The sequence below is a fragment of the Paraburkholderia solisilvae genome, from assembly GCF_902859875.1.
GTDB lineage: Bacteria > Pseudomonadota > Gammaproteobacteria > Burkholderiales > Burkholderiaceae > Paraburkholderia > Paraburkholderia solisilvae.
This window is the reverse complement of the sequence record NZ_CADIKF010000071.1, coordinates 1-13,576: the sequence shown is the minus strand read 5'-3', so window position 1 is coordinate 13,576 and position 13,576 is coordinate 1. Positions and strand designations below refer to the sequence as shown.

At 54.2% G+C, this 13,576-nt stretch carries 9 protein-coding genes and 3 pseudogenes; 8 read left to right on the top strand and 4 right to left on the bottom strand.

Features of this window, described 5'->3' with window-relative positions; genetic code table 11:
* Positions 1-355 precede the first annotated feature (355 nt).
* The 6 genes and pseudogenes from HV675_RS29080 to HV675_RS32885 all read left to right on the top strand — a co-directional run.
* A complete protein-coding gene (locus HV675_RS29080; RefSeq protein WP_175114913.1) occupies positions 356-1,294 on the top strand; it encodes a hypothetical protein in 939 nt (312 codons plus the stop codon).
* Positions 1,295-1,537: 243 nt separating this feature from the next.
* Positions 1,538-3,268, top strand: coding sequence for a GapS1 family protein (gene gapS1 / locus HV675_RS29075; protein ID WP_175114912.1), 1,731 nt, complete (start codon positions 1,538-1,540; stop codon positions 3,266-3,268).
* Positions 3,269-4,230: 962 nt separating this feature from the next.
* Complete coding sequence (locus tag HV675_RS29070; RefSeq protein ID WP_175114911.1) at positions 4,231-5,487, top strand: tyrosine-type recombinase/integrase; 1,257 nt, start codon at positions 4,231-4,233, stop codon at positions 5,485-5,487.
* A gap of 80 nt (positions 5,488-5,567) precedes the next feature.
* Positions 5,568-5,879, top strand: coding sequence for a type II toxin-antitoxin system HigB family toxin (locus tag HV675_RS29065; RefSeq protein WP_175114910.1), 312 nt, complete (start codon positions 5,568-5,570; stop codon positions 5,877-5,879).
* 1 nt (position 5,880) lies between these two features.
* Positions 5,881-6,297 carry a helix-turn-helix domain-containing protein gene (locus HV675_RS29060; RefSeq protein ID WP_175114909.1) on the top strand — a complete coding sequence of 139 codons (417 nt, stop codon included), beginning with the start codon at positions 5,881-5,883 and terminating at the stop codon, positions 6,295-6,297.
* A gap of 7 nt (positions 6,298-6,304) precedes the next feature.
* Positions 6,305-6,449: pseudogene (locus HV675_RS32885) on the top strand (DNA-binding protein); the annotation flags it as partial.
* A 19-nt stretch (positions 6,450-6,468) separates the two neighbouring features.
* On the opposite strand, the gene HV675_RS29055 reads toward HV675_RS32885, so the two are convergent.
* From HV675_RS29055 to HV675_RS29045, 3 genes are all read right to left on the bottom strand, one after another.
* Positions 6,469-6,849, bottom strand: a complete 381-nt coding sequence (locus HV675_RS29055; RefSeq protein WP_175114908.1) for a helix-turn-helix transcriptional regulator — start codon at positions 6,847-6,849, stop codon at positions 6,469-6,471.
* Between the two features lie 126 nt (positions 6,850-6,975).
* The gene (locus HV675_RS29050) at positions 6,976-8,772 is read right to left on the bottom strand and encodes a UvrD-helicase domain-containing protein (RefSeq protein ID WP_175114907.1); all 1,797 of its coding nucleotides are present in this window, start codon (positions 8,770-8,772) and stop codon (positions 6,976-6,978) included.
* A 2-nt stretch (positions 8,773-8,774) separates the two neighbouring features.
* Positions 8,775-10,916: an ATP-dependent nuclease gene (locus tag HV675_RS29045; protein ID WP_175114906.1), complete on the bottom strand. Its 2,142-nt coding sequence runs from the start codon at positions 10,914-10,916 to the stop codon at positions 8,775-8,777.
* Positions 10,917-11,388: 472 nt separating this feature from the next.
* On the opposite strand from HV675_RS29045, the pseudogene HV675_RS32650 reads away from it, so the two are divergent.
* Positions 11,389-11,493: pseudogene (locus tag HV675_RS32650) on the top strand (DUF2958 domain-containing protein); the annotation flags it as partial.
* Positions 11,494-11,550: 57 nt separating this feature from the next.
* Here HV675_RS32650 and HV675_RS29035 read toward each other — a convergent pair.
* Positions 11,551-12,798, bottom strand: coding sequence for a hypothetical protein (locus HV675_RS29035; RefSeq protein WP_175114904.1), 1,248 nt, complete (start codon positions 12,796-12,798; stop codon positions 11,551-11,553).
* 133 nt (positions 12,799-12,931) lie between these two features.
* Here HV675_RS29035 and HV675_RS29030 point away from each other — a divergent pair.
* Positions 12,932-13,576 (top strand): annotated as a pseudogene (locus tag HV675_RS29030) (chromosome partitioning protein ParB); the annotation flags it as partial.

The following is a 13,576-nucleotide window of genomic DNA, read 5'->3' as shown; positions in this document are numbered from 1 at the left end:
ACGCACTTGATGCAAGTGCTAAGGTTGCCCAGCAAATGCGGAACGAATCTCATGCACCTCTGGGCAGACCTGTGAAAAGATGCCGGCCTTGCCATGCAAGCCGTTGATGCAGTGCTGATTCGTTGCAATGCGTTCTGGGTGCGCGTGTGCAAGGAGGCATGCGCAATCCAATGCGGATCGGGCCGTAGTCGGCCGCAGGCGGTCGGTCAATTGCAACGTCGAGATAGTTGACAATTGATGCATGTGCCCGGTCCATGACCGGTTACAGGAAGTGGGTAAAGCACCCCGATTTTCCGAGGGCTAAGCTGCGAAGCCGTGTCAGAGCAGAACAAGACTGTTGGTGGGCGAAAGAGAGATGATTACGAATATACCGACTCCAGCCGACTACTATACGTCGGGGAAGGAACTCTTGAATTTTGCTTGGGACACTACCGCGAATCTCCTTATAGACTTCGACCAGGCAGACTATTACGGCTACGACGAAACAGAAATATCGGACGCGTATTGGGCGGCCGCAAAGCGTACGCTGACGACGGCACTGACGATTGTGCAGCAGGCCGTAGAGCTAATCATCAAAGGACGGATCGTTGAAGTCTCTCCATACCTGTTGATATCTGATTCTCCATCGCGATGGCCCTCGCCATACGAGGGTGGTGCGATTGATTTCGAACTCTTCAGAACCATCGATGCGCAAGACCTTATCCGTGTGCATGACACATTTTCGGATACGGCATTCGACGCAAACTTCGTCGAGAAATTTCATAACCTACGGGCCGTCCGAAATGTAGTTACGCACTCAGCCGGTAAGAACGTTTCCGTACGCGTTGCAGAGGTCATCGACAGTGCGTTGTATATGCACAAAGCTCTATTTCCTGGCGAGAGTTGGTTCAAAATTCGCCGAGAATTTCTGCGTCGTGCGCCGAGTTCTCAGCTCGGGGCAGAGGAGTTTGCAACGAACACAACTTGCTGGGAAGCGTCGATCGTTGTGAAGCTGTTACCACCAGCAAAGGTAGAGGCCTATCTAGGCATCGACAAAAAGCAGCGCTTGTACCTCTGCCCCGAATGTCTTTACGACGCTAATACGGACGGTGGTTTTGAGCATAAGCTAGCCGTTCTGAGGCCGAAAGGCCCTGATTCAATCAACTTGTACTGCCCCGTATGTGACCAGACACATAGCGTGGTTCGGAAGGACTGTACCAAAGCGGACTGTCCGGGGAACGTCATCGGGGAAGAATATGACCAGTGTCTGACATGCTCGTCGTGGCAAGATGAGGAAGACGAAGGCGAGTCCTGACACAACACCTAGAATGTCAGGCAGACGGACGTCGGCTTTCTGGCAATCCGACGATCTGCTCAGGGTCGTCCTAAGCCCCTCGCATGAGACGGTAGTCGGCCAACCACGGGCCGCTCGATCCGATCCTCAGGCGACCAGTTGAACTTCGGCATTATGCGGTAACGAGCCCCTCGCCGCCGCTGATCTGCGCCTGTTTGGACTCGAGCATTTCAATGACTTTGTGGCCAATAATTTCGAGCGGGATTGCGCGATATCGGCGAGTTCATCAACCGGATCCCTGACAACCCGCTTCGGTCGCGTGTCAGGAAGCGCCGAGCGGAGGCGATTATCAAGCGTGCCGAGCGGTGTTACCGTATCGGTTATCGGAATTTCAGCCAGCGGTCGAGCCGGATTCTGCCAATGAAAGTATCGACGTTCCAGGGTGACTTGCCCTTCGCAATGCGCCTCGCTCGAAAAATGCCCGTGCATAAAATCAGCATGGATGAAGCGTACCGGTCTATCAGGAACCGGCTCGCTCGCTACAGCGCGACCTCGGTTCTGAACGCGGCGTTGCACATGCTGTGGAATCCCCCTGCGGGCCGGCTGGAGGAACTGAGAAGTGCTCCGTGGTTGACCATGCTGATCGTCAAATGGGCGCTCCAAGACAACGCCGTAAGGCTACAAGCCGGCCCCGCGATCACGATAGCCGAGATGGACGAGATTCGGCAGAAGTTGTGGGACATGCCGGAGCATGTGCGCGATCCACAGCCGAAAAACATCTTCCTCATGCTCCGCAGCCTGATGCATCCGCAAGTAGAGTTCCAGCGAAAGGAAACCCGGAACTACATGCGGTGGGCTGCACTGTATGCGCGGCTGCCGAAGAACGGTGCGGACCGACAGCAGTTCCGAGCCGCCTTCGGGATGGAACCGGACGATTTCCTCGCGCTCTCGTACGCCCTGTACGCGGCCGTGCTGAACGGGGATGTCCCGCTAAGTCGCGACTGGATGATGCCTCTGCGCGCGACGTACGGCGACAAGGTCGACAGGATTTTCGATGTGTTCGCCCGGGACATGGTGACCCTGCGCGAGGAGTTGCAGAAGGACCCGGCGCAACGTATCCATGGAAAGAACGAGCTGTACGAATTCCCATACTTGAAGCGCTTTCCGCTGCTCCAGTTGCCTAACGGACTGATCCATTGCTGGCATAGGCTGGTGTTCGCGCGCGGGGCCGAGGAAATCGTTCACCTGCGGCTCTCCGATCTCTTCGACTCGAAATATACGGCGTCTTTCAGTCGGGTGTTCGAGAGTTACGTCACCGAGCTCGCGGGGGAGTCGGGGCTGAGCCTGATGGACGAGGCCGAGTACAAGCGTCTCGTTGGCCCGCAGATGCCCTCGGTCGAAGCCATATTCGACGGCGATGATGATTGCAATGTCTTCGTCGAGGCGAAGCTGAGCAAGTTCGAAGACGACAGTATCGTGGAGGACAGCCCGTTGTGGGCGCATAGAAAGATGCGGCGAGTGCGTGAAGCGCTTGAACAGGGATGGAAGGTGGGGAAGGTTGTTCGCGAGAACGAGGCTCTGGCGGCGCGCTTCGCAAAGCGAGAGGATTTCCTTCTGATCGTCACCAGCCGCGAGCTCTTTATCGGCGGTGGGCAAGCGCTGCAGCGCCTGATACCGGAAGAACACAGAGGCTATCCCGACGACGCCGCCGAGCACACGCTGCCGCTCTCGAACGTCTTCGTGATGGGAATAGAAGAATTCGAGCGGCTGGTGGGTGCGGTGCGCAAGGGCGAGGTCAATCTGCCACGGCTTTTGCGCGACGCCGCGATGGCCAATGACGACGGGGCAACCTCGCGAATGTTCTTCAGCGACTTCTTCCGGAGTCAGGTCGCCCCTACTGGATGGACAAGTCCTCGGCTAATCAAAGACGCACACGAAAGGGTGGACGCGCTGATTGCTCATGCGATGAACCTGCCGGCGGCTGAAGATGTGTAGGCCTGACACCCCCGGATCAGGCGGTTCTGGAACGGCACGTGCGGCGCGGCCCACCGTGTCCGGTCCACACAAGGCGGTCGAACACAACGTAAAAGCGCCGCGCCATCGAGGCGATGACGGGGATGGCAGAGTAGCGTCTGTTGAGCCTTGGCAGGAGACATTGAGACAACGAGGTATCGCATCGCCGGAGAGGGTGGGTGCTGCGGTCCGCTAAAGGTCCGACCTACAGACCGCGTATGCCAATCGCATGAGGGCGGGGTCATGTACATTTGGTCGGGCGCCGCAGAGCTGGATGTTCCACGGCCGGCTGCATTCAGATAATAGACCTGGAGCTGAGGCAACCGCGACGCTGCAAACTATATTCAGGCGACGCACGCATAAGGTTCGCGCCGACTAAATGAGGCAGCTGTACGGTCCAACAAAAACTATCCTGACGCCGCTGAAGTCTGTCGCGAGTCCGATAAGACGCCAAGATGGGAACTACCAGGCCGGTTAACGTGCTATGGCCCCAGACTTGAAAACGTTCGGTCGACGGGTAACGAAGTACTATTTGCACGCGCGGTATTTGTGACGGTATGACCTAGCTATGTTTGCAAAAATGCACGTTCGCACACGTACTTATCAGTCGAGTTGACAATCGAGTGGGAGTGAATTTACGTCCTTCGAGGACTATCGTCAGCTATCGAAAAACTGCTGTAACGTGTTGATTTTCAAGTAAATACGTCGCGGTATCTATCGGTGGCTATCGCCGGCCAGCAAAATAAGTTGGCGGTAGAGCTGACGGTAAAAATCGGGGCCGGATTAAGACATTCTCGTTCACTATTCAGACTTTTACCGTCTTTGACGGTAAAAGTCTTCTCGGGAAAGCTTGTTTTACGCGGCTTTCCGGGCATCAACAGGTCTCCCGATCCCTGACGGTAAAACCTGACGGTAAAGCCGTCAAAATACCGGAGGAAACCTCGATGCTCACCGACGCTGCACTACGCAATCTGAAGCCTAAGTCCAAGATTTATAAGGCTTCTGACCGGGACGGGATGTACGTGACGGTATCGACCAGCGGTACCGTCACCTTCCGCTACGATTACCGTCTCAATGGTCGCCGCGAAACGCTGACCCTCGGGCGCTATGGCCCTGACGGTATTTCGCTGGCGATGGCGCGTGAACTACTTATAGACGCACGCAAAGCCCTTCTCAAAGGCATCTCGCCCGCGCTTGAAAAGCAGCGCGAGAAACGCCGCGTGACCGACATCAAGACCTTCGGCGCGGCGATGGGCACATTTTTGGCTCATGCCCGATGGGCCGACAGCACCCGCGCTGCACGCAAGCACATCATTGACCGGGACATCCTGCCGGTTTTCCGCAATCGCCTGCTGACCGAAATCCAGCCTGACGACCTGCGGACTTTGTGTAGCAAGGTCAAGGAGCGTGGGGCACCGGCTACGGCGGTGCAGATTCGGGACATCGTGAAGCAGGTCTACGTCTACGCCATCGCTCACGGGGAAAAGGTGGACAACCCCGCCGACAGCGTGGGGCCATCCACGATCGCTACCTTCGTGCCGAAGGATCGCGCCTTGTCGCCGTTGGAAATCCGGCTGATGGTGCAGCAGATGGAATCGGTGGCGACCTATCCGACCATCAAGCTAGCGTTGCGCCTGATCCTGCTGACGCTGGTACGCAAAAGCGAATTGATTCAGGCCACGTGGGATGAGGTCGATTTCGAGAACAAGACCTGGACAATTCCTAAGCAGCGGATGAAAGGGCGTAATCCGCATGTGGTCTATCTGTCGCGCCAGGCGCTCGACATTTTCGTGACGCTGCACGCTTGCGCGGCCGGCTCAAGGTTTGTTTTCCCATCTCGTTACGATGCACACCGGTACATGTCCAATGCAACCTTGAATCGGGTCACAGGACTCGTGGCAGAGGCCGCACAAGCCAAGGGGCTGCCGCTGCAATCGTTCACCGTCCATGATCTGCGCCGTACCGGCTCGACGCTGTTGAACGAAATCGGCTTCAACCGTGACTGGATCGAGAAGTGTCTGGCGCACGAGGAGGGACGTTCTTCCCGTGCGGTTTATAACAAGGCCGAGTACGGCGAGCAGCGGCGCCACATGCTGCAAGAGTGGGCCAACATGGTCGGGGCTTGGGGCGAAGGGCAGGCCTATGTGCCGAAGCTGATGCCGGAGAACATAGTCGTGCCAGCGTTGAGTGCGACGGTTTGAGCTGGCCGGCTTGCCTTAATGGCCGGAGTTGACAAAAAGTCAACTCCGGCCTATCCTCTTATCTGCGAGCATGGACCGAGATGCACGTCATATCCAGAAAGCCGTTCAGCGATGCAGCAAAGGCTTATCCGAACGATGCCGAGGCGATCGACCGCACCTACCGGGTGCTGCGATCCGGAGATTTCGATACACCCCAAGCACTGCGACAGGTTTTTCCGTCGCTGGATAACTTCAAGTACAAGGACAAGTGGTGGGTGCTGGACATCGGCGGCAACAATCTTCGACTGATTACCTTCATCGAGTTTCGCGACAACCGCATGTACGTCAAGCACATCACAACCCATGCCGAGTACGACAAGCTTTGCAAACGCTACCGGAAGGAGGGCGACTGAAATGGGATTTGCCGCCATCAAGGAACGAGCCCATGCCTTGTTCGACGAGGCGGGCTTCATTGGCCATATCGCCAATGAAGGTGATTATGCCCAGGCACTGGCCTTGATGGATGAACTGGTCGAAGACTACGAGGCCAATCGCCCGCTGATCGCGATCCTAGCCCGTTCCATCGAAATCTGGGAAAACGAGTCCGACGAGTTTGCGGCGTTCAACGCGCGCGTGGCGAAGCTGGGTGGCGTTGACGTGCTCCGGTTGCTGATGGAGCAGCATGGGTTGGGCGTGGCCGATCTACCGGAGATTGGGAGCAAGTCGCTGGTGTCGAAGATTCTCAATGGCCGAGGCCGCAATCTGACTCGCGACCACATCGCGGCATTGAGCAAGCGGTTCTCAGTCAGCCCGGCTATTTTCTTCGGTTGAGTTGATTCCTGCGCCGGTGCATGGGGGTAGCGCGTCGATCTGGCACTTGGCGGACGTGTTGAACGTGGCGTAGATGGCTTTGCCGGTTAACGTGAAGGGAAGGCTCGCGGTTGCCGCGCCCGGCGTCCCAGGAGCTGGAAGCCTTGTCTGGATGTGAGTTGCTGCCCGGTCTTATTCCTCACTCGAACCCGCCCGAACAGGGCGGGTTTTTCGTAGGTGGACATCCGGCTTCGAGATGCCGCGAGGGGCTTGCTTGCGCCGCTCGATCCACGCTTCCACTTCAGCCAAATCCCACACTACGCAGCGCGGCGTCAGATTGAAGCGGCGGGGGAACTCGCCGCGTCGCTCCATTTCGTAGATCGTCGTTTCGGCGAGGGGGACTATCTGCCGCAGTTCCTGGCGACGAATGGTGCGTCGGAAGGGAAGAGGATTACCCTTCGGAAATTGTGGCAGCGCCTCGTAGGCTTCCGTCCCTGGCAAAGGGAGTGACTGGTCGGCATCGATGTTGGCTGCGCTGGATGTTTGCGATAGCTGTTCCACTTCGGACTCCATGAGCACGCTGCATGGAGACATTGTGAAGTTCAGCACCTATCGAGACAACTTGCTGCGGCGTAGCGCAGCGAATTCGGGGGAGGTCGATGTCCACCAGTCTCTGCCTTCCGATCTCAACATCGAACTCTATGGGACTTGATCGTAGTCGAACTTGCACGCTGCCAGTTTCCGAGTCGCTTCGTATTCCTTTCCGGAATATTGCGTGCGACCGCGTTCCGAGATAAGGTGCAGATTTTTCCGGGCACGAGATCCGATGACGTAGAGCAATTTCATCGCGCTTTCTTGGCCGTTTGGATCGTTGAAGTGGGGCACTATATCTTCAAGAAGGGCGTAGGCGATCACAGTATCGAACTCCGCTCCTTTCACGCCGTGGATCGTTGAAATGGTTATCCCCGTGCGGCTTTGAAAGACCTTACGGAATGTCTCGATGCCCCCGATAAATTCAGTCCCTTCTTTTTTCAGTCGATCAATTCTGACTTGAGAGCTTTCAAAGAATGCTTTATGGTGTTCTTGAAGTAGTGGGAAAAGCCGAAAATCTATGACTAGGTTAAAGAATAGAGTCTCAAAGAATTTCTGAAGATAGGCGAGTCCGTCACCCTCATCGATCCGGATTTTATTGCATTCTTTGAGTAGCGATTTTCTAGTGAGGCCGGAAGTGCTCACGCCGACGGTCTCCAGGTCATTCAGAATTTCCCCGGCCCATCGTAGTCTGCGTACGTACATGCTCGGCGATGCTTGTGTCAAAGCAATCTTCGCAAGCTTGTACCAAAAATTGTCTGTGTCCCGAGCGAAGGGAACCATGCCTGGACCATCGAATGAATACTCTGGCATGCTGGCAACCAAGCGGCGCGTCATGCTTGCCAGATGCACCCACTGCGGCGCAAGTATGCAGATCTCGTGAGGAACAATTCCCTTGGTCTGGATGTTGAAACGAATCAGTCGAATCAACTCATTTTCCAGATCTTCCTTGCTGACCGTCGTGTTAAAAGAGATCAGGCTTTGATAGCTCTTGTCTTTAGACTCAGATTCGATCTTGGTTGCATGGACGTTGAAGTTGCCAAAATATTCGATGATGCGTTCAGAAGAACGATAGTTCTTTGAAAGTTCGAGTTCGTCAATATCGATTCCCGCCATGGCCTTGAAATCTTCATAAGCCATCGGGTAGCCACCGAGTGTCTGGTAAATTGCCTGATTGGGGTCTCCTACAATCAGGGTTTTCGTCGTGCCTTGGCCGGCTCTCAGAATTGAAGTGATGATTGAATACTGGATTCGTTTAGTGTCTTGATACTCATCTACCAGAACGAAGGCAAACAATTTGCTCAAAATGGCACTAATGGCTGGGCGGCTGACAATTAACTGATGGGCGTAGAATAGAATTAACTCGAAATCTATTTCTCTGTTTTTTATTAGAATGTCAAAATAACCTTCCAGTATCTTATGTAAGCCATCATGCTTCCAATCCTGCTGGCATGAAAGGATGTAGCCGGTTTCGGTAAAATAGAAATCGCAGTCCCAGAAAGTAATTTTGGGCTTTTTGTACGGTTCGCACAGCTTTTCTAAAATCTTCTCGCGCTCATGTTGGTCGATGACGCGAAAGCCGCGCTTCAGAGCATCGTGATAGATGCCATATGGTTTCAATATCCATTCCAAGCAAAAGGAGTGGATGGTTCCAATCCACAGCTGGGACGTGTCTACCCCCAAATCCTCGATCCGTTCGTGAATCTCGTCAGCCGCACGATGCGTATAGGTGATGGCGATGACAAATTGTTTTTTTGACTCCAGTCGAGATAGCTCATATGCAATCTTGTAGGTCAGGGTCCGAGTTTTACCGCTCCCTGGGCAGGCGACAAGAAATACACTGCCAGGGTGCAGGATTGCCGCATCCTGCTCAGGGTTCAGGTCGTCGTTATCCCACGTGAACATGATCAGAACACCTTGAGCACGTCATTGATGCGATCATCGGGAAATGCAGCAAGCACCTCGTTCCGGATGCTCACGAAGTCGATTTCCCCGTTCAAGAAGGCCGTTAGCTTTTGTCGGAACGCATTGCATTGTTCCGTGGTTGCGGCAGAAAAAATATCTTCTTCTTGAAGCTTCAGCCGATAGCTCAGAACGTTGAACCAGACTTCCTTCTTGACTACCGGATGAGCGAAGGCAACGGCGCGGAGAATATATTCCGGGATGGCTGCATCTGAATCGATTTTCTTGCCAAGCAGGATGGCGAGCCAGCCTTTGCCGTAGTTATCGGCAATCGTCAATGCCCGCTGTCCGTAGAGCGCCACATCTGCGGATTCGAGATCCGCCTTGGCTGTAGCGATGGTGGCCTTGTCCTTGTATACCTCGGGAAGAATGCCGACTACTTTTCGTGCGTTGCCTGCCGAGACGAAATCGACTTCAAACGTATGTGATGCGAAGAATGACGCAATCCACGGGTTTCCATTGAATGCCGCTTCCAACGCAGCCTTCCTCGCGATTCCCTTCTCTTGGGACGCCTGGTACTTCTTCTTGCGCTGCTGCACCGCTTCGGGCTCGCCGGCTATGAGAGTCGTGTCGATGATGGCCTTATCGAGGTCGGTGACGATACTGCATCGCTTCCGAATTCGATCGCTATGGAAAAGGGCAGCGACGTTCTGGAAGCCGGTGCTTCTTATATTAATGAGGCTGATGCCAAGTTCATCCAGGCTTACTCCAAATACCTTTTTGATGAGTATCGGGATCAAAATCTCTTCGGCGTCGCCTTCGACTAAGACTACGCTTTTCGCGAATAACAGGTTGCTGCGCACCGCGTCCAAGTAGCGTTGGACGTTACCGATCTCTTCATCTGTGAGGCCGGCCGTCGGCTGATAGGCTTCGCATCGATCAGGCTCTCTGCCAAGAATGTTCATATTCTGAACATTGCTGACCTCTGAAATATGCGACGAGTGGGTAGAGTAGATAATCTGCGTCTCGTCGTACTGGATGCGATCAAATAGCGTCTTTTGAATGTGTGTGTGAATATGGGCTTCCGGCTCTTCAATCAACAGAAAGTTTGCTATCGATTGTTTGGCCTTCTGGTACTTGAATTCCAGTAGTTTCAACGTGAGAAATATCAAATTGGCCCCACCAAGGCTTAGCTCGTGGATTGGTCCTTCATAGCCCTCTGTTGACTCCCCAACAAACAGCTTGAGCGACTGGAATAGTCTGTCAGCTTCATCCGGAAGATCTGATTTGATCGATAGAGAGGCAGGCGAGTACGCCTCGCCGGCAGCGTCCTTGATGGTGTCTCGTATGTCGGTGCGAACAACCTGGACATCCTGTAAGGACTCTATCGAGTCATTCAGAGCTTTCACCCCATCGGTGATGGCCTGAAAGGCCACGGGATCGATGTCGCCGCTCTTAGCCTTCAGTAGCGATAGAAGGGGGTTTGTCCGGTTGTTGTGAAATTCAGATACTACGTCTCGCAGTGCCTGAACAAACGTGAAAGATATTTCCTTGGAAACGGATAGCACGCTTGGAATTTTAGCGCCGATTACAGGGAATTCAATTTCCTCACTGAATCTGGCGTTTTCGAAATCGCCAACGACTTCCTTATAAAATTTATCGTCATTGAAGTCCGCTGCACTTCGGCCTGTAAATATCGTCTCGTAGTCTTCTATGGATATTGAGTTCTGAATTGCAGCAAGGCCGTCGTGATCGCCATCATCCAGTTGGGACAGGCTGAGGCGAATTTCTTTCTTGGGGCGGAAAATCAGGTTGTAAGTTGCTCGTCCGACAGGCTCGTCGTCGACGATTCCGGCCCCATGGCAGAACAACGCTTGAACAGCTTCGTCGGCCGAGATTTCTTCAAATTCCAGGCTGATGATGATCCAATGTCCTTGCCATTTCTCTAAGCCGCGATGGAAGTCAGTCGAATCCAGGCGGTAGGCAGACCGGATCATGTTGTCATCGAGCAATAGCCTGATCGCGCGGAATAGGTTGGTTTTCCCTGACCCATTCTCGCCAATGATGGTGTTAACGCCCTTATTGAATAGGAGTTTCGTATTCGCGAAATTTCTGTAGTTGATCAGGCTGAGCTTGGAAATGTGCATGTAGGGCCCCGGTTTGGACGAGGCAAGTTCGATGCTGGATTGCCTCCTTAAATTCCGATCATGTTACAAGGTGTCGCTCGATTCTGGTGCAGGAACTATCGGGCGAGAGATGAGCGTGCTGTTGTGTTGCTTTGCGCGTCTCTGCGTTCCGCCGTCGGGTTCGCGGACTGTCCCCGCGCCTCCCGCTGAGCCGCGGTCATTTGGCTTTGCTCCCTGACGTCTCCGGCTCTTGCAGGCCCGCACGCTCCGCTTGCCGGCGCGGATAGCAGAGAGGAGGGGGGGGCTTGCTGTTTCCTTCGCCGTATCACGGCATACTCGCCGTCAAGGGCTGCGCGTGCGAGCACGCTGGCAGCCCGTGGCTGACCCGTGACGGCTTGCGTTGCGCCGTGCTGGCGACGGTTCCGGGCAATTCCGCCCGTGCAACCGGAGATCGCCATGAGCGTACTCATCACTTGACGAACAACGATTCCTGATGCTGGCCAATGGCCGTAAATCACTCCAGACTCCGGACTTTAATCCGGTGCCCGTGGTCATGTTGTTCACGCCGGACGCCGGCGCGAGCTGGCTGCTGCACGAGAAGCTGCGTCATGTTCTTTGCCGATCGCTGCTTGGCTTGAGAGCCTCAATTGCCAAGTTAGTTAATTTTTTCAAAATATTCACGGATCAGGTCATCATTTTTGAAATACGAATCGAGAACTTGAAGTAGGAACAGATCCCCGCCAATATTTATGTTGAACGGGATAGTCGAGTTATCTATTTTGAACGTTTTTATTTTTCTATGCCCTTTGATGTTGGCATCACTCAATCTTTCTTGGTACCTATCCAGCGTATATACGATGAATTCGTGATCCAAGTGATTTATAAAAAAATCATCATCTTTTGATCTGTATTCAAGATGGATGACTTGCGTGACGATGCCGTCGCCTACCACCTCAAAATCCTCCATCAATTCTTCAAAAGTCAAACTTTGCTTCTCTGCGTCATGGCGAATCCACAGATTGTTCTCGTATCTATCAGTGGAGTAGAACTTTGACAATTTAGGTAGGGAAGATATTTTCAACCGCAACGGAGCGCCAAACTCCATCTCCTCCATTGCAGGGGTATACTCGGATACATAATCAATTCTGAATGCTATTTCGGACAGCATTCCTTTTTCAATGAGTTCCTCTATAGAGGTAAGCAGCTTCCTTGGGACGTTAATCCAGAAATGTTGCCCTATGCGCTCATCGCGTATTGTCTGGCTATCCTTGTCGTTGAATATCTGAATATTCTCGTTCAGGCTAACAAGGCTGTATTTGGAGAATTGAGCATCCTCCTTTCCTATGTCAATGCCAATTTTCTCGTACTCACTTTCAACAACCTTGGAATACTTTAGCTCCAGCATCTCAGTCCTCCCCTTGATTGATTGGTGCTTCGAATAAAGAATGCAACCAATACGGTAATTTACGTAATTTTCTCTTATGTACGAGGAGCCATCTTCGTCATGGATGTTCTTGTAAGAGTTATTGAGAATTTCCAGCACCCCCGGATACTCATCGAGATAATTATTTAGGCCACCTATTAGCTGCTGAACCGTCTTTACGGCCAACCGCTTGTCCACTAGATCAAGCTGCGGCATATAAAACATGGCCGCGTTTGGATGGTCGCGCTTGGCTTCAAATTCTTTCAGAACGGCTGCCTTCTCATTCATGCAGCCCTCCGTGTAAGCACGCATTACGTCTGCTTGAAAGCTCTCATTTGCCAGCGAGGTTTCGATGAGGGGAAGCAATTTCTTGATAAAGATCGGATCTTTATCAAGAAAGGCATAGGAAAACTTCCCCAGGCTGAATTTCTCGATTTTTTCCGAAGACAATCCATTGATTTCTTCAAAGATGTTTTTCATATTTCTATCCTCAACTAACCGTATGCCAAATAATAAGCGACGGAACCTTGGGCGTCTCCACTTCGTGGATCGCGCTGCTCTAGGTTCGCTGTCTGCTCATCCCTGGCGGAACTGGCGTTCGCCAGCCTTCCACATCCGCCGCGACCTGTTCGCCGAAGGCGATGCCGGAACCTACCTGACCGATGCCGCGCTGCTGGAAACGCTGGTGCGCGGCAAGCTGGATGCGCAGGCCGAGGACGTGCGCGCCGAGGGCTGGGCGTGGGTGGAAGCCGTACCGCACATGAGCCACGCCGACCGCCAGACGTTCCAGAACGCGCCGCGCCAGCGCCGCGAACCGAACGTCCGCGAAGCCCGCCGCATCGCGTCCCTGCAAACCCGCCTCGACAAGCTCGATGCCGAACTCGAAGAAGCCTACGACGCCGAGAACGAGGACAAGACCGAGGCGCTGGAACCGCGCCGCGAGCAGGTGGTCGAGGAACTGCAAGCCATCGAGGAAGGCTTGCGTGACTACGCCCCGGACGTGCGCGCCGTGGCCGGTGCCATCGTCACGCTCGACCGCGAAGGCGAGGCCGTGATTCATCGCGGTCTGCTGCGCGAGGCCGAGGCCAAGGCACTGCGGACGCTGGAAAAGCTGCGGCAGGGTTTCGGCGCAGGCGATGGCGCGAACGACGAGGAAGGCCACGACGACGAAGCGCCCAAGGCCGCAAGCCTGGCGCACCCGCGCCTGCGGCCGATGCCGCGCGATCACGCACGGCGCGGGCACCAGCCGCGACCCGCT